At 63.0% G+C, this 17,000-nt stretch carries 14 protein-coding genes; 3 read left to right on the top strand and 11 right to left on the bottom strand.

Annotated elements, in window-relative coordinates:
• Positions 1-10: 10 nt before the first annotated feature.
• Positions 11-1,234: a lytic murein transglycosylase gene (locus FJ978_RS05780; protein ID WP_140570900.1), complete on the bottom strand. Its 1,224-nt coding sequence runs from the start codon at positions 1,232-1,234 to the stop codon at positions 11-13.
• Positions 1,235-1,444: 210 nt separating this feature from the next.
• Here FJ978_RS05780 and galU point away from each other — a divergent pair, with 210 nt between their 5' ends.
• Complete coding sequence (galU, locus tag FJ978_RS05775; RefSeq protein WP_013893134.1) at positions 1,445-2,350, top strand: UTP--glucose-1-phosphate uridylyltransferase GalU; 906 nt, start codon at positions 1,445-1,447, stop codon at positions 2,348-2,350.
• A 208-nt stretch (positions 2,351-2,558) separates the two neighbouring features.
• On the opposite strand, the gene FJ978_RS05770 is transcribed toward galU, so the two are convergent.
• Positions 2,559-4,361 (bottom strand): outer membrane beta-barrel protein, encoded by a 1,803-nt coding sequence (locus FJ978_RS05770; RefSeq protein WP_181180375.1) that lies wholly within the window; start codon positions 4,359-4,361, stop codon positions 2,559-2,561.
• A gap of 248 nt (positions 4,362-4,609) precedes the next feature.
• Between FJ978_RS05770 and FJ978_RS05765 the strand changes: the two genes are divergently transcribed.
• Positions 4,610-5,611 carry a KpsF/GutQ family sugar-phosphate isomerase gene (locus FJ978_RS05765; protein WP_140570898.1) on the top strand — a complete coding sequence of 334 codons (1,002 nt, stop codon included), beginning with the start codon at positions 4,610-4,612 and terminating at the stop codon, positions 5,609-5,611.
• A gap of 219 nt (positions 5,612-5,830) precedes the next feature.
• Here the strand turns inward: FJ978_RS05765 and FJ978_RS05760 are convergent, their stop codons facing one another.
• The 8 genes from FJ978_RS05760 to FJ978_RS05725 all read right to left on the bottom strand — a co-directional run bounded on the left by FJ978_RS05760 (position 5,831) and on the right by FJ978_RS05725 (position 15,082).
• Positions 5,831-6,295 carry an NfeD family protein gene (locus FJ978_RS05760; RefSeq protein ID WP_013893137.1) on the bottom strand — a complete coding sequence of 155 codons (465 nt, stop codon included), beginning with the start codon at positions 6,293-6,295 and terminating at the stop codon, positions 5,831-5,833.
• Positions 6,296-6,317: 22 nt separating this feature from the next.
• A complete protein-coding gene (locus FJ978_RS05755) occupies positions 6,318-7,268 on the bottom strand; it encodes an SPFH domain-containing protein (RefSeq protein ID WP_140570896.1) in 951 nt (316 codons plus the stop codon).
• Positions 7,269-7,389: 121 nt separating this feature from the next.
• On the bottom strand, positions 7,390-8,601 hold the full coding sequence (locus tag FJ978_RS05750) for an FAD-binding oxidoreductase (RefSeq protein ID WP_140570894.1): 1,212 nt from the start codon (positions 8,599-8,601) through the stop codon (positions 7,390-7,392).
• Positions 8,602-8,654: 53 nt separating this feature from the next.
• Positions 8,655-9,719 carry a ferrochelatase gene (gene hemH, locus FJ978_RS05745; protein ID WP_140570892.1) on the bottom strand — a complete coding sequence of 355 codons (1,065 nt, stop codon included), beginning with the start codon at positions 9,717-9,719 and terminating at the stop codon, positions 8,655-8,657.
• A 136-nt stretch (positions 9,720-9,855) separates the two neighbouring features.
• Positions 9,856-11,928 carry a bifunctional UDP-sugar hydrolase/5'-nucleotidase gene (locus FJ978_RS05740; RefSeq protein ID WP_140570890.1) on the bottom strand — a complete coding sequence of 691 codons (2,073 nt, stop codon included), beginning with the start codon at positions 11,926-11,928 and terminating at the stop codon, positions 9,856-9,858.
• A gap of 225 nt (positions 11,929-12,153) precedes the next feature.
• The gene (locus FJ978_RS05735) at positions 12,154-12,531 is read right to left on the bottom strand and encodes a hypothetical protein (protein WP_140570888.1); all 378 of its coding nucleotides are present in this window, start codon (positions 12,529-12,531) and stop codon (positions 12,154-12,156) included.
• Positions 12,532-12,705: 174 nt separating this feature from the next.
• Positions 12,706-14,151: a homospermidine synthase gene (locus tag FJ978_RS05730; RefSeq protein ID WP_140570886.1), complete on the bottom strand. Its 1,446-nt coding sequence runs from the start codon at positions 14,149-14,151 to the stop codon at positions 12,706-12,708.
• A gap of 184 nt (positions 14,152-14,335) precedes the next feature.
• Positions 14,336-15,082 (bottom strand): glucose 1-dehydrogenase, encoded by a 747-nt coding sequence (locus FJ978_RS05725; protein WP_140570884.1) that lies wholly within the window; start codon positions 15,080-15,082, stop codon positions 14,336-14,338.
• Between the two features lie 108 nt (positions 15,083-15,190).
• Between FJ978_RS05725 and FJ978_RS05720 the strand changes: the two genes are divergently transcribed.
• Positions 15,191-16,069 (top strand): LysR family transcriptional regulator, encoded by an 879-nt coding sequence (locus FJ978_RS05720; RefSeq protein ID WP_140570882.1) that lies wholly within the window; start codon positions 15,191-15,193, stop codon positions 16,067-16,069.
• A gap of 6 nt (positions 16,070-16,075) precedes the next feature.
• Here the strand turns inward: FJ978_RS05720 and FJ978_RS05715 are convergent, their stop codons facing one another.
• A complete protein-coding gene (locus FJ978_RS05715; RefSeq protein WP_140570880.1) occupies positions 16,076-16,999 on the bottom strand; it encodes a DUF3445 domain-containing protein in 924 nt (307 codons plus the stop codon).
• Position 17,000 lies beyond the last annotated feature (1 nt).

Below are 17,000 nucleotides of genomic sequence, written 5' to 3'. Positions count from 1 at the left end.
ACGGCCGGCCCTATTTTTGCCGGAGCCATTTGAGCACTTCCATGCTCGGATACCCGTCCTGGGTCAAGCCGACCTTCGCCTGATAGGCCATGATGGCGGTCTTCGATCCGTCGCCGATCTTGCCGTCGAACTTGCCGTCGTAAAGTCCATGTTGCGAAAGCCGCTTCTGCAGCTCCTGCCGTTCCTCGAAACTGAGCTTGGTGAAAGGCCGCTTCCAATCCTGCACAAGACCGCTGGAGCCGGCGATCTCGTCGGCGAGAAGGCCGACGGCAAGGGCATATTTGTCGGCGTTGTTGTAGGCCTTGATCACCGAGAAATTCCTGATCATCAGGAACGCCGGCCCGCCGCGGCCATCCGGCACTTTGAGCGTCGCCTTGTCGGTGAGGTTCTTGAACGGCTTGCCGCTGGCCCTGATGACGCCGAGCGCCTGCCATTGCGCCAGCGTTTTCGAGCCGGCCGGCAGTTTTCCCGCCGGCAAGGCGACTTCATAGCCCCAGGTCTTGCCGGCCTGCCAGCCATTCTTCTTCAGCAGATTGGCCGATGTCGCCAGCGCGTCGGGAATGGAATTCCAGATATCGCGCTTGCCACTGCCGTCCATGTCGACGGCATAATGCTGGTAGCTGGTGGGAATGAACTGGGTCTGGCCCATGGCGCCGGCCCAGGAGCCCATCAGGTGGCCTTCGTCGATGTCGCCGGTCTGCAGGATCTTCAGCGCCGCGACCAGCTGGGTGCGGGCATATTTGGACCGCTTCGGATCGCCATAGGCAAGCGTCGCCAGCGAACGCACGACATTGCGCATGATGTCGTCGCGCTTGAGGATTTCGCCATAGTTCGATTCCATCGACCAGATGGCCAGCAGAATGTAGCGGTCGACGCCGAACTTCGCCTCGATCCTGTCCAGCCACGGCTTCCATTTCTTGGCCATCTGTTGCCCGACGGCGACGGATTGGTCATGGACGCGGTTGTCGAAATAGTCCCAGGCGGGCGCGGTGAATTCGGGCTGGGTGCGGGCTTTTTCCAGCACCACCGGATCGGGTTCGTTGATACTCCTGAACGCCTGATCGTAGACAGAGCCGGCAACGCCGCCCGCCACGGCCGTGGCGCGGAAGCCGGCGACCCATTGCCGGAAACCGGCGTCGGCGAAGGCCGGCCCGGCAGGCATCAGCATAGCGAACGAGAGGCTGGCCGCCGTCATGACGCTGGTGAAACGTTTTGCGGCATTGCGAACGGACATCTCTTCCTCCTTCTCTGTCTCAGGAAAGACCATTCATCGCCGAACCGGGTTATGAATTAGTTTACCATAGGCAATGCCTGGAACGAAAAGACGTCTCGATGCTTTACGGATGGGAGTTTCCCCTCGGTCTTGCCAGTAATCCTCAAATCCGGCATGAAAATGTCGTCGGACGGGGATTGCGGAGCCAGCCATCAAATGGATAATTGGCGTATGAAGAGAGTTCGCAAGGCAGTTTTTCCAGTCGCTGGTCTCGGCACGCGGTTTCTCCCCGCCACCAAGGCTGTTCCCAAGGAAATGCTGACCGTCGTCGACCGGCCGGTCATCCAGTATGTGGTGGATGAGGCGCGCGAGGCGGGCATCGAACATTTCATCTTCGTCACAGGCCGCAACAAGGCGGTCATCGAGGATCATTTCGATATCCAGTTCGAGCTCTATGACACGCTCGCCCAGCGCGGCAAGGACGAGCAGCTTGCCCGGTTGCAGCGGCTGCAGCCGGCGCCGGGACAGACCAGCTTCACGCGCCAGCAGGTGCCGATGGGGCTTGGCCATGCCGTCTGGTGCGCGCGCGAACTGGTCGGCGACGAGCCATTCGCGCTGTTGTTGCCCGACATGATCATGCAGTCGGAAAAGAGCTGCATGAAGGAGATGGTCGATCTTTACGCCGAGACCGGCAACAACATCATCGCCGTGCAGGAGTGCGATCCGGCCGAAGCCCATAAATACGGCATTGTCGGCCGGGGCGAACCGACCCATCACGGCTTCCGCATCACCGAAATGGTCGAGAAGCCAAAGACGGGCACCGCGCCGTCGAACCTGTACATCAACGGCCGCTACATCCTGCAGCCCGAGATCTTCAAGATCCTCGAAGGGCAGGAGAAGGGCGCCGGCAACGAGATCCAGCTCACCGACGCGATGCTGAAGCTGGAGAAGCAGCAGGCCTTCTACGGCTACCACTATCAGGGCCGCACCTTCGACTGCGGCTCCCCGGAAGGCTTCGTCGAGGCCAATGTCGCCTTCGCGCTGTGGCGAAGCGACATGAACCACAGCATGGCCACCGTCATCCGTACGCTTCTCGACGAGATGAAGCCATCGGAGCGGCGCGGGGCAGCATTCTAGGCCCCACACTTTCGTCATCCTCGGGCGAAGCAGGAGCGTAGCGACGTCGCGGAGACCCGAGGATCCATTCCGTTACATGGACCCAGAGTGAAGCGGTCCGGAACGAGCCCACCACCGCAGAGGCGCTCATAAGTCGCGGCATGGATCCTGGGGTCTGCGCTGCGTCGCTTCGCTCCTTGCTACGCCCCAGGATGACGAAGTGTAGCCTTCACTGCTGCACCTTCACGCCGAGATAGATGCTGTTGGCGGTGTAGTCGCGGCCTGGCAAATTGCTGGTCAGCTTTTCGGTCCTCACCTTGCTGGTGAGCCCGGCATAGCGGTTCAGCCACCAGGTCAGCCCGGCCTCGGCGCTCAAAATCCTGTCGTGGCCGTCGATGCCGACATAGTTGCGCCAGTCGAGGCCCAGGGCCGCGTTGCCGGTGAGGTTGGCACGGATCTGCCGCTCGCCGGTCAAGCGGCCGGAATAGAGGATGTCGCCGCTTTCACCTGCGGTGGTCGTGGTCTCGACAGTGGTGCTGCCGGTCAGGCCGATCGTGGTGCCGCGCTCGGGCGACCATTTGAGGGCGGCGTTGACGGTTGCGCCTGAAATAGGCTCCAGGCTCTTGTCATCGATCGCTTCGCGCAGCCAGCCAGCGGAAAACTCACCCGACAGCTTCTCACCCATGTCGAGTTGCAGGCCGGCACGGGCGCCGAGCCGCGTCGAGGAGCGCTCGAAGCCTTCATTGTCGATGCGCTGATCATAGGTCCGGCGGCCAACCTCGATTTCGGTAAATGGGGTGAGGGCGGGGGAGATTTCGTAACCGGTGCGCAAAGTCGCCGTGTAGAGCGTGTTGTCCTGGTCCTTCTGCGACAGCGAGGTGCCGTCCGAAAGCTTGGCGTTGCCGTAGAAGTCGTGCGCAACCGCGCCGGTCAGCGTGTATTGCATCTTGCCGACCGCCTTTTCGACGGCAAGGCTGCCGTCGACGGTCTGCCGCAGCGGCTGGGTGCTGACGCCGGCGATGGCGTCCGGCGATGACGCCGATTCCGGCACGGCCTCGTAGCCGAGCTTGGCGATGGCGCGCAGCTCGTTGTCGAGATCGACATTGTACTGGCCTTCGATGCGGCCCTGCGCATTGTGAACGGGATAACCCGACACCGTCTCGCGGAACAGGCCATAGCCATCGATGACGGCGGAGTTCTCGCGCCAGTCTGAAGTGGCGGAAAAGCGCAGCGCCGTCTCCGACAGCAGCGCCGATTTGCCGGCACTGCTCGAATCGCCGTTCGACGTGGCGGTCAGGCCCTGTTCGATCGTCGGCCGGATGACGAAGGAACCCCATTTGACGCCGGGGGCGGCGAACGGGTCGTCCTCTGGCTTCTTCTTCTGGCCTTCGATGGCGTCGGTGCGCTCGGCACCGGGGTCGAGCTTTTGCTTGTCGGCGCTGTCGATGGTGCGGGCACGGCGGTTGGCTGTCTCCTCGCCCGTGTCCGTCGTATCGGCTGCATCCGTCGTGGAAACCGTCGTTGAAGCGGTGGTATCGGTGGACGTCGTTTTCTTCTTCTTTTTCGACTTGTCTGTCGACTTGTCGGAAGTCTTGGAGCCCGCCTTGGTCTTGTCCCGATCCGCCTGTCCGGCAGTCGATGGACGGCGGCGAGGCTTGGGCGGTGTCGAAGTATCGGCGGAGGTGTCGTCGCTCGACTGCGGCGGGTCGAAAATGCTGCCGGACGCGCTTGCGTCGTTGCTGTCCGTATCGTCAGGCACGGCGCCGGCGCTGGCCGGCAGATAGGTGTCGGCCTGTGCGTCCTGCACGGCGTTGGCCGGTGCCTGCTGGCCCGGTCTTGCCAAGGCAAGCTGCCGTGCCTTGCGCTGCTGGTCGGACAGGATCGCCGATTCGGACACCTCGCCGCGCAGTTCCGTCTCCTGGGCATGCAGCGGTGCCGGGCACAGCAAGGCAAACATGCTGGTCGCCAGCAGCAAGGCGCAGACCGCCTTGCCCTGTCGTCCTGTCGATTTTTCTGGCTGGACCCCGGACATCGCCACCACTGCTTGCGCGGCGCCTTGAGCGCCATACTTACCGAACCGTAAATGGGGATGGTTAACGGAGGGTTGAGACGGGCCCCTTGCCGGGTTCCGGACGCCGATTTCGAAAGGGAATCATACCGCCTTCGTTAAGCTTCCTGTTTTCATGCCTGTCGCTGGCCCATTCGTCCCGCAGCTCGGCCGATATCCGTGGGGCCATTTCTGTTGGACAGGCGGGCGGCAAAGCGCTAATCGCATCACCCATGCATGTGAAATCCCTCGATAAGAAGCCCCTGGACAGGCAGGCGTCGATCGCTTCGGCGCTGAGAACGGTGGCGACCGAACAGGCCGGGATCGCAGCCTTGGCCGAAGCGCTCGAGAACGGCCTGGCCGCACCTTTCGCCCAGGCCGTCGACATGATCTCGAAGATCGAAGGCCGGCTCATCGTCACCGGTGTCGGCAAAAGCGGCCATATCGGTTCGAAGATCGCGGCCACGCTTGCCTCGACCGGCACGCCGGCTTTCTTCGTCCATCCCGTCGAGGCCAACCATGGCGATCTCGGCATGATCGCCAGGGACGACGCCATCATCGCCATCTCATGGTCTGGCGAGAGCAAGGAGATGCTGGGCATCGTCGCCTATTCCAGGCGCTTCTCCATTCCGCTCATCGCCATCACCTCCGGCGAGACATCGGCGCTGGCGCGGGCCGCCGACGTCGTGCTGCTTTTGCCACGCACCCCGGAGGCCTGTCCGCACGGCCTGGCGCCGACGACGTCGACCCTGCTGCAACTGGTCATTGGCGACGCGCTGGCGATCGCGCTGCTCGAGGCGCGCGGCTTCACGCCGGACCATTTCCGCACTTTCCATCCAGGCGGCCAACTCGGCGCCAACCTGACCCTGGTCTCGGAGATCATGCGGGTCGGCGACCAGGTTCCGCTGGCTTCGCTCGGCACCAAGATGCCGGAAGCGGTGATGACGCTGTCGCAGAAGAAGGTCGGCTGCGTCCTGATCGTCGACGCCAACGGCGAACTGGCTGGGATCATCACCGATGGCGACGTTGCCCGCAACCTGCACCGTAACCTGGCCGACGTCATCGTCGACGAGGTGATGACCCGCACGCCCAAGACAGTCGACCCGCAGACGCTTGCCGGTACGGCGATCGCGCTGCTCAACGAGCACAATATCGGCGCCCTGGTGGTGACCAAGAACAACATGCCGCTGGGCGTGGTTCACTTCCACGACCTGCTTCGCATCGGCGCCGCCTAAGGTATCGATATTCAGGTGAGGCCGGCCTGCAAACGACGGCTTTCTGCGCTTCCGGCCTTCGCCGACCGAAGCACGCATGAGTGGCTGCGGCAATTGAGGCTACGGCCGGCATAGGCCGGTGCTCATGGACCCAAATGTCCGCTCCGCTCCAGTTCTCGAAAGCCATCGTTTTCGACGCGGCCTGACCTGAATCTCAATACCTTAGCGCAGTCTGAAGATTCAGACCCGCTCCACCGTGAGTTCCAGGTCGGTATCCGCCGCACTCGTGACACGGACCTGCGTGCCGGCCGGCAGATCCGGGCCGGAGACGCGCCACAGCGTATCGCCGAGCTTGATGCGGCCACGGCCGTCCTTGATCGGCTCGGCGAGCGTCGCCATCTTGCCGATCATCTGGGCGCCGCGACGATTGAGCAGCGGCTGGTCCGTCGGATCATGGCGCCCGCCGACCAGTTTCTTGCCGACATAGGCAGAGACCAGCGAAAGCGCGAGGAAAGCGAGTACCTGGACCTGCCAGGTCCAGATGGCCGCATCCCAGATCAGCAGCGACACCGCGCCGATGATGAGCGCCGCGATGCCGATCCACAGCATGAAGATGCCCGGCGCGATGATTTCCATCACCAGCAGGACGAAGCCCAGGACCATCCAGCTCCACGGGCCGAGTTCGGAAATGACACGGTCGATCATGGCCTACTCCCAACCGCAGATATCAATTGTCGCTTGGCTTGACGACGGGCGGGCGTGAAACCTGCCGCTGCGTGCCGGCCGGGCCATCGCCCTTGAACACTTCCCTGGCGATCTCGCCGATACCGCCGAGCGAACCGATCAGCGACGACGCCTCGAAAGGCATCAGGACGATCTTGCTGTTGGTGGCCGAGCCGATCTTGCCCAGTGCCTCGGTGTATTTCTGGGCGACGAAGTAGTTCAGCGCCTGCACGTCGCCCTTGGAAATGGCTTCCGACACCACCTGGGTGGCGCGGGCTTCCGCTTCGGCCGAGCGTTCTCGCGCCTCGGCGTCGCGGAAGGCGGCTTCCTTGCGGCCCTCGGCTTCGAGGATCTGCGACTGCTTGAGGCCTTCGGCGGCGAGAATCTGCGCCCGCTTGTTGCGCTCGGCGGTCATCTGGCGGCCCATCGATTCGATCAGGTTGGCCGGCGGGTTGATGTCCTTGATCTCGACGCGGGTGATCTTGATGCCCCACGGATGCGCCGCCTCGTCGACGACACGCAGCAAGCGCTCGTTGATGGCGTCGCGATTGGACAACAGTTCGTCGAGGTCCATCGAACCCATGACGGTACGGATGTTGGTCATCGTCAGGTTGAGGATCGCGTTCTGCAGGCCGGCAACCTGGTAGGCGGCCTGTGCCGCGTTGAGGATCTGATAGAAAGCGATGCCGTCGACACCGACAATGGCATTGTCGCGGGTGATGATCTCCTGGCTCGGAACGTCGAGCACCTGCTCCATCATGTTCAGCTTGGCGCCGATGCGGTCGACAAACGGCGTGATGATGTTGAGGCCCGGGCTCAGTGTTCTGGTGTAACGGCCAAAACGTTCGACGGTATAGTTGTAGCCTTGCGGAATTGTCTTGATACCTTTGAACAGCACCAGCACGACAAGCGCGACCAGAACGACGACCGCAATATCGAAACCACTGAAATCCATTTGGCTCTCCCTCAGAGGCAAGCCGCGCGAGCCATTCCCGCGCAGCCGGCTTCAGCAAAGACTTAAGTGTGTTTCAGCAATGTTACAATCAGGTGATGAGGGATTGTTTGCGGGTCTGCAGCTAGCGGTTGAAGGCAAACAGGCCTGCATCCGTGTCGTCGAAGCCGCCGATGGAGGCTGAGACGATCTCCGAGGCAATCCGCGAGAAGGTGATGCCGTTGCCGCCGTAGCCCATCACCGCATGGATGCGCGGGTGCCTCGGAATGGCGCCGATATAGGGCAGGCCCGTGGTCGTGGTGCCGAAGGAACCGGTCCAGGCAAATTCAGGCCTGACGTCGAGACGTGGAAACAGCCGGCTAAGTTTTGCGGCGATGCGCGCGCTCTTGTCGGCGATCAGTTCGTCGCGGCGTGCCTCGTCGATGAAGTCCTCGTCCTCGCCGCCGCAGATGACCCTGCCGTCGGCTGTCGCCCTGGCGTAGAGATAGGGCTCGGATGCTTCCCAGATGAAAGCTGCCTGCGGCCAGAGCTTTCGCGGCTGCGGGCGTGTCGCTATGGCCCAGGTCGAGATGATCCGGTGAGCGGCCGCCGGCACGATGTCGACCAGTTCATAGCCGGTGGCCAGAACAACATGCCGCGCCGTGATCGTCGGGCCACCCTTGGTCGCCACGACCACCGCGTCGGCATTATCCTCGATCGTTGTTGCCTCGACGGGGGCGTGGAAACGTGCCTTGCGCTCCAACGCCTTCAACAGCAGCCCGGCGGTCAGCTTGCGCGGGTCGAGCGCGATATTGCCGTGGCTGAGGATGGCGCCGCCGCGCTCGATGCCGTAGCGCTCGGCCAGCGGCTGCGGAGTGAGATAGGTTGCGGCGATACCCGCTTGCCGGCGCGCTTCGGTTTCGTCCCGCAGTTCCGAAGCGCTGAGCATGGTGCCGGCCAGATAGAGCGATTGGGTACGGCACAGGCGGCAGCCGATGGCCAGGTCCTGGATACGACCGGCCAGATTGGAAATGGCGAGCCGCGAGCGTCTCCAGGCCTGCTGCGCTTTGGACTCGCCGATCATCTTGATCAACACTGAAAGCGGCTGGTCGAGTTCGAATTCGACCAGTGCCGTGGTCGCGGCGGTCGAGCCTTTCACCGGTCCGCGCCGGTCGATGCAGATCACGGAATGGCCGTCCGCCGTCAGTACTTCGGCCATCATGGCGCCGCTGACCCCCATGCCGACGATCAGCACATCGGCCTTGGCGTCACGGCTCAGCGCGGTCGTCGGCACCGCAGGCGCCCGATAGGCGGACCAGACGGGCCGGCCAGTTCTCAGGTCGAGTTGGCGGGGCATCGAACGCTCCGGAAGGTGCGCCTCAACGCCCCGGAGTGGCCGTTGTTCCGAGGTCAGGCCCAGCCGGAGAGTTCGCGCCGCGCCATCGCCTCGATCACCGCCATGCCCTCGGCGCTGTCGTTGAGACAAGGGATGTGGGCGAAGTTCTTGCCGCCAGCATGATGGAAGGTTTCGGCGGCCTCGCGACCAATCTCGTCCAGTGTCTCGATGCAGTCGACGGAAAAGCCGGGATTGACGATGGCGATCGACTTCACGCCGTCCTTGCCCAGTTTCTCCACCGTCTTGTCGGTATAGGGCTGCAGCCATTCCTGCGCGCCGAAGCGCGACTGGAAGGTGATGATCAGTTTCTTGTCATCCCAGCCGAGCCGTTCGCGCAGCAGGCGTGTCGTCTTCTGGCAGTGGCAATGATAGGGATCGCCCTTCTCGAAATAGGGCTTCGGGATGCCGTGATAGGAGGTGATGACAACCTCGGGTTCGAAATCGAGCGTCGCCAGATGCTGTTCGATCGAACGCGCCAGCGCCTCGATGTAGACCGGCTCGTCATGGTAGGACGGCACGCTGCGCACCGCAGGCGCGCGACGCATCTTCATCAAGGCGCGAAACAGCTGGTCATTGGCGGTCGCGGTGGTGGTCGCCGAATATTGAGGATAGAGCGGGAATGAAAGAATGCGATCGCAGCCTTGCGCGACCAGCCTCTCTACGACGCTAGCCGTCGACGGATTTCCGTAACGCATCGCCCAATCGACCACGACATTGGGCAGGTCGCGCAATGCCTCGGCCAGTTTCTCGCTCTGAGCGCGCGTATAGGTGCGTAGCGGCGATTCGTTCTTCTCCCGGTTCCAGATCCTGGCGTAGTTGGCGCCCGACTTCTTCGGCCGCATGGTGAGCACTAGGCCATAGAGGATCGGATACCAGATCGCCTTGTTGAGCTCGATGACACGCGGATCGGACAGGAATTCCCTGAGATAGCGCCACATTGGCTTGAAATCGGTACCGTCCGGCGTGCCGAGATTGACCAGTACGACGCCCACCTTGCCCGTCTTGACCGGCAGGTGGCCGGCAGGCAACGGGCCGATGGCTTTCGCGGCCTTGGCATCGACGAAGGTGGAAAGCGTCATAAGAGTTCTCCAGGAGACGCGAACCTAACCATCTTGCGCGCGCTTTCAATGCAGCGTCTGGCCGCACCTTAGCCTGAAAACACAAAACCCGCCGGGTTTCCCAGGCAGGCTTGGTGCTGGAAGAGGTAAAGTGAGGCTACTTCGCCGGGATGGTCAGCGATGCGCCGGGCATAAGCCGGTGCGGCTTCTGACCCTTGTTGGCATCATAGATGAGCTTCCACTTGGTCGCGTCGCCATAAGCCTTCTTTGCCAGGTCCCAGTAGGTGTCGCCGGCAACGATCACATGATTGCCCGTGGCCGGCGCGGCCTCGGCGGGTTTTGCCGGCTCGGCGGGCGCGGGGGCTGCCGGGGCGGGTGCTGCCGGTGCAGGAGCCGTCTCGGCCGGTTCAGCAGGTGCCGCCTCTGTCGATATGGCCGGCGGCTTGTTGGCGATATCGCCGGAGTTGGCGGGCAGTTCAGGCATTGCCGGCGCCGCGTCCGCGGGCTTTGCCGGTTCAGCCGGCTTGGCGGCTTCGGCCGGCGTTGGCTTCGCCGGTTCGGCGGGCTTTGCCGGTTCGGCGGGCTTTGCCGGTTCTGCCGCCGGTGCCGCCGCGACGGTCGCGGCAATCTCGGTGATGCGGCCGTCGAGCTTGGGCGTGTAGGGCCGATGCGCGCCGAGATAGTCGGCAACCACCTGTTCGAGGCCGGGGCCGTAGTCGTAGGCCTTCTTGGCCTTTTCGGCGAAGACCTTGTAGCCGTCGCCACCCTGGCGGACATAATTGTTGGTGGCGACCAGATAGTCCTTGTCGGGATTGATCGGCGCCCAGGCGCCGTTCTCCATCACTTCGACCGACTTGACCCGGCCGGCATTGGGCGCGACCGACTTGTCGAAGGAATATTTCAGGCCGGCGACCTGCGGGAAGCGGCCGGCGCCGTCCTCGATCTGGCTGAGGCCGCTTTCGAGGCCGACGACCAGGTCCTTGCCGGAGATCTGGAAGGTCGCCAGCGTGTTCTGGAACGGCAGCACCGTCAGCACCTCACCCATGGTGACGGTGCCCTTGTCGATCGAGGCGCGCAGGCCGCCGCCATTGGAGATCACGATCTCGACGCCCTGTCCCTTGACGCGGTCGAGGATGGCGTCGGAGACGAGGTTGCCCATCGCGCATTCATGGACGCGGCAGCTCTCGCGGCTGCCGTCGATCACGTCGGTGGTCTCGGCGACTTCCTTGTTCTTCAAGGCCTCGATCGGCGCTCCAAGCTCCTTGATGCGGGCGAGCACGGCAGGATCCGGCGTGATCGACTTGTCGAGGTAGATCGGATCGCCGCTCGCCGATTTGACGACGCCATTGTCGTCGAACACGACCTTGAACTCGCCGAGATATTTCGAATAGGACGCCGCCTGCACGACCGGCACCTTGTAGCCGTCGGGATTGTCCGCCATCGTCGGATAGGGGCCTGCCGCCTTCGGATCGGTATTCGACAAAAGCGTATGGCTGTGGCCGCCGACGACCACGTCGATGCCCGGGATCTTGGCGATGACGTCGCGCTCCCGGTTGTAGCCGATATGGGTCACGGCGATGATCTTGTTGACGCCTTGTGCCTTCAGCTTCTCGACCTCCGCGGTGATCGACTTGACGTCGTCCGCGATGGCGATGTTGGGCCCGGGGGAGGCGAGTTCGGGCGTGTCGTTGGTGACGGCGCCGACAATGCCGATCTTCTGGCCGCCGATCTCCACGACGATCGACGGCTTGATCTTGCCCGCTGCGCCGGACTTGTCGTTGGGCACGACATTGGCACTGACGACCGGAAACTTCGCCTTGTCGAGGTAAGGCACCAGCGCGCTCTCGCCGTCGTCGAATTCGTGGTTGCCGAGCGTCACAGCGTCGGGTTTTATCTGATTGAGGAATTCCTCTTCCACGGCGCCCTTGTAGGTGGTGTAGAACAGCGATCCCTGGAAGCTGTCGCCTGCATTGAGCAGCAGTATGTTCTGGCCTTCGAGCTTCTTGCGTTCCTGGGCGATCGCGGTGATCAGCCGGCCGGCGCCGCCAATGCATTCGCCCTTGGTCTCCTCATCGGCCGAACAGGTCGATTCATATTTGTTGTTGCCTTCGATACGGCTGTGCCAATCGTTGAAATGCAAAATGTTCAGTGTGTAGTCGGCAAAGGATGCGCCGGCCGACAGGCCAAGCGTCGATGCGGACAGGGCGGCAATGGCGGTAAGCTTTTTCATCTTCGTCTCCCGGCAGGCTGATCCGAGGCGTTTAACGCCCTTGCTTGACTGGCACATAACAGCCAGCATTTTGGCCATGTTCCCATCGCGTTTCGGCTGACGCAAGCGGAAATGCCGGCTGTATTTTCCGGCGAAAAACCCGGGGTGTTTTCTGGCGCAAAAAAGGGACCGCGGCTTGTTGACCGCCGTCCCTTGTGGGGCGCTATGAGGCGAACGCCCGCTCGTTCAGGTGCGTCGCGTCAGCACGAAGTTCTGGCCGGACGAACTGGTGCAGTTCAGTTGGCTGGTCGACACCAGCAGGCAGTTGAAGCTGACACCGGTCTGGCGGATCAGCGATGTGCCGTTGATCTGCACCGATGTGGCGCCGGTCATCGTGTAGCTGCCATCCGCCAGCTTCTGGCCGGTGTCGGTGGCCACAGTCGTGAATTTCCCGGCGGTGAAGGTCGACAGTCCGGTGCCCTTGGCGTCGATCCAGGAGCCTTCGACGCCTTTCGGCGAGGTTGCCATCGGCGGCTCGCCGGGACCGCTGGTGGCACAGGCAGCAAGCATCGAGGCCATGGCACCCGCCATGCCCATCGAAAGAACTTTGCGTGCAATAGTCATATGAAATCCTCTCCAAACGCATCGGCCCAAAAATCGGGTTCGATTTTGGAAAGCGCGATGCGAACGCCCAAAATGCTAGAGTGTGCCTTGTGCGCTCAACGGACGCACAAAGCTGTCTAGGCCGCATCCCTTCAATCGCCCGATTTCCGGGCGATTGCAAGGTAATGGGGCATGCTATCGGACGAGGATGTTGCGGAATTGCCACGGGTCACTGCGGTCGAGGTCCTCCGGGAACAGGCCTGGACGCCTGTCGAGCGGGGTCCAGTCGGTGTAGTAACCCTTGACCGGTCCGAGATAGGGCGACTGCACGTCGAGGCAGCGCCTGTAGTCCATTTCGTCGGCCTCGACGATGCCGGCGTCCGGATTTTCCAGAGCCCAGACCATGCCGGCGAGAACCGCCGAGGTGACCTGCATGCCGGTGGCGTTCTGATAGGGCGCCAGCTTGCGCGCCTCGGCCAGCGAAAGCTGGGAGCCGTACCAGTAGGCATTCTTGTCATGGCCGTAGAGCAGGACGCCGAGCTCGTCGACGCCGTCGACCAGTTCGTTCTCGTCGAGCACGTGGTGCACCGGCTGAGGCTTGCCGGCAGCGCCGAACATCTCGTCCAGCGACAGCATCGCGTCGTTGCAGGGATGGTAGGCATAGTGGCAGGTCGGGCGGTACTGGACCTTGCCCTTCTTGGAATGCACGGTGAAGAAATCGGCGATCGAGATGGCCTCGTTGTGCGTCACCAGCAGGCCGTACTGGGCGCCCGGCGTCGGGCACCATGAGCGCACGCGCGTGTTGGCGCCCGGCTGCTCCAGATAGATGGCGGCCTTGGAGCCATGCTTGTGCTTCTTGCCGTTCTTCGGCATCCATTTTTCGTGCGTGCCCCAGCCAAGTTCGGCCGGCTGCAAGCCTTCGGAGATGAAGCCTTCGACCGACCAGGTGTTCCAGAACACATCCATCGGCTTCGGCTTCTTGGTGCGCTGCGTGTCGCGCTCGGCGATGTGGATGCCCTTGACGCCGGCCTTCTTCATAAGCTTGGCCCAGCCTTCGCGGTCTTCCTGCGCTGGCTCCGAGAATTCCAGGCCAAGATCGGTGGCGAGATTGACCAGCGCCTGCTTGACGAACCACGAGACCATGCCGGGATTGGCACCGCATGTGGAGACCGCGGTGGCGCCGCCGGGCTTGTCGTGCTTTTCCTTGATCAGGGCTTCGCGCAGCGCATAGTTGGTGCGGCTGGCATTGTCGGCCTTGGTGTCGAAATAGAAGCCGAGCCAGGGCTCGACGACAGTGTCGATGTAGAGCACGCCGAGCTTGCGGCAGAGCCGCATCAAGTCGACCGAGCCGGTATCGACCGACAGGTTGACGCAAAAGCCCTGGCCGCCGCCATTGGTCAGAAGCGGCGTCAGGAGCTTCTTGTAATTCTTCTCGGTCACCGCTTCCTGGACGAAGGCGATGCCGCGCTCGTCGAGCAGCTTGCGGTCGGTGTCGCGCGGGTCGAGGACCGTCATGCGCGACTTGTCGAACTTGAAATGGCGCTCGATCAGCGGCAGCGTTCCCCGTCCGATCGATCCAAAGCCGATCATCACCACAGGGCCGGTGATCTCACCGTAAACGGGCCAGTTTTCAGTCGCCATTTTATCGAGCACTCCTCAAAAAACACTCCAGAACAGCCGCTTGGCCGCGGCGCGACAAACCATAGATCATTGTCACAATAAAGGGAAAAGCGGCGAAACGCTTGGGAGCGCCGCCGTGGAGGTGCTCGGCGATGCCACCGGGAGGCCATGGCCTGCCGGTGGCGGATGTTGAGCCGGCGTCGTATCAGCGAGCGCCGCCGGACGCGTTGATGCGTTCGCCGGTCAGCCACGCCGCCTCGTCCGAGGCGAGGAAGGCCACGGTCGGGGCGATGTCGTCCGGCTTGCCGAAGCGCTGGCCAAGGGGGACGCCAGCGATCAGCATATTGCCGAAATCGGTGCCAACCATGCCTTCGGTCATTTCTGTATGGGTATAGCCGGGCGCCACGATGTTGACACGGATGTTGCGGGCTCCGAGTTCTCTCGACAGGCTAAGCGTCAGCGTATCGATCGCCGCTTTGCTGGCGGAATAGAGGCTGGTGTTTGGCACTGGGTTCCAGCTCGAGATCGTGCCGATGTTGACGATGCTGCCGCCGGTCTCGGGGAAGTGGCGCATGGCCGCCTTCGTGGTCAGGATCGTGCCCAGTACGTTGGTGTCGAAGAGCCGCCGATAATCCGCCTCACTGGCTTCCTCGAAAGTGCCGAAGCTGGCGGTCGCGGCATTGTTGATCAGAATGCTTGGCTTGCCAAATGCGATCTCGGCGGCCTCGAACATCTTCTCGACTTCGGCGGCATCGGCCACGTCGCCCCGGACCGCAGTAGCCTTGCCACCGGCGGCGACGATCTCCTCGACCGTGCGTTCCGCAGCCTCACGGCTGGAGGCGTAGTTGACGATGACGGCGGCGCCTTCCGCCGCCAGTCGTTTGGCGATGCCCGCACCGATGCCTCGCGCGGCACCGGTGACGATGGCGACCTTGTTGTTGAGCTTGCCCATTTTGGTTCTCCGAATGGATGGATGGATTTGACAACCGCCCAATTGGCCATTCCTGAGTGGGTCAGGTAGAGTGAACAAAAACATATTACTAATTCCAAGGTGGAATAGATGGACAGGCTCATGGTGATGAACACCTTTATAAGAGTCATCGAAACCGGCTCGTTCTCGGCGGCCGCGCGGCATTTGCGCGTCGGGCAGCCAGCCGTCTCGAAGGCCATCGCTCAGCTCGAGGAGCGGCTCGGCGTTCGCCTGCTGTCGCGCACCACCCGAGGTCTCTCGCCGACCGATGCGGGCTTCAGCTTCTATGAAGGCGCGAAGCGCGCGGTCGATGAGGCCGACGAAGCAGAGAACGCGGCGCGTGGCACTGCGGCGGCGCTTACCGGGTTGCTGCGCATCGGTACGTCGGTAACCTTCGGCCGCCTGCATGTCGTGCCGAGGCTGAAAGCCTTCCTGGACGCTCATCCGAGGCTCGACGTCGAGGTGGCGATGGACGACAGGAACGTCGACCTCGTCGAGGAAGGGGTAGATGTCATGCTGCGTCTGGGTGAAAGCTTCGCCCCTGCTCATATCGGGCGCAAGATCGCCACCTGTCGTCGTCTCGTGGTGGCGGCACCCTCGTACCTAGCACGCGAGGGCGAACCCATCGCGCCGGATGAGCTGTCGCGGCACGAGGCGATCCTTTTCGTCCGAGCAGGCACTTCCAATCGCTGGACGTTCCGGCGAGGCGCCGAAGAGATTTCGCTTGCCGGCCAAGGGCGGCTGCGCGTGACTTCCGCCGAAGGGATACGTGAGGCAGTACTTGCCGGCATCGGCTTCACGGTCGGCTCCGAATGGATGTTCGATGCAGAACTGCGCAGCGGTGCGGTGCGGCCGATCCTGGTCGACTGGGCGCTGCCGCCTGTTGAATTGTGGGCGCTGTTTCCGGCCGGACGCAAGGCCAGCGTCAGGGCAAGGACCTTCGTCGATTTCCTGGCGGGCAGCCTGTAGGCGGCTTCAGCCGGCCATTGTCTTCAATCGTTCGATCAGCCGGTCGCGATCCGATGTCAGGCCCTTGTAGTCGAGCTGGGCGAGGTCGAGCGCTTCGAGTTGGGCGGCGAAAGACAGCGCCAGCGTCGCCCGGTCCGGGTGCCGCGCCAGTACGGCGAGCGGGTCGAGGTGGATGCGGACGGTGAACAGGATATCGCCCGACACGGGAAGCTTGCGCAGCGTCTGCCGCTCGACACGGATGAAGGCGTGCGCGTTGACGTCACCGTCTGGGAAGCGTGTCGGCCGGTTCGTGGCGCGGTCGATGCGCTCGACATTGGACAGCGGATGGTAGAGTGCATTGTCGGCCTGGATCGACCAGTTGAAACGCACGACCGCTTGGCCCTGCAGGCCGTCGAACATGCGGTTGATCAAGTCGGCCGGACGTGTGCCCGGACCAAAGCCCGGCACCGGGGCGTGGATCTGCTGCAGCGGCTTGCCGAACTTCTCCAGGAGCGACCAGGACGAGGGAAAGCACAGCGAACCCGCGGCGAGCCGCCAGCCGCTGTCGTCGCGGCGCATCAGGATCAGGTCTTCCTGGACCAGCAGCGATGCCGCGACGAGCGGCGCGTCGGCAAGATCCGGAGGCAAGGCAGGGCGGTTCACAGCGCCCATCACCTCGATACCCGCATCGGTGCGGCCATGGCTGTTTGGAAATCGCTCCGGCAGATAGGCGCCGAGCAAGTCGAGCACTTCCTGCTGTGCGTCCCACGTGCCGTCCTCCTCGACGAAAACCCGCTCCGGGATTTCGGCATAGAGCCGGCGCTTCTCGGCGAGGTAGGGCAGAAGATGGCCGTCGACCTCGATCCAATCCGCCGGATCGAGCGGCTTCAGCCCGATGGTGAAGAGTTTCGACGAGCCGTCATAGGGCGTGTGGGTGGGCAAGGAGGTCATG

Source organism: Mesorhizobium sp. B1-1-7 (genome assembly GCF_006442705.1).
Taxonomy (GTDB): domain Bacteria; phylum Pseudomonadota; class Alphaproteobacteria; order Rhizobiales; family Rhizobiaceae; genus Mesorhizobium; species Mesorhizobium opportunistum.
Note: the sequence above shows the minus strand (reverse complement) of the source record. Positions and strands in the feature narration are given on the sequence as shown.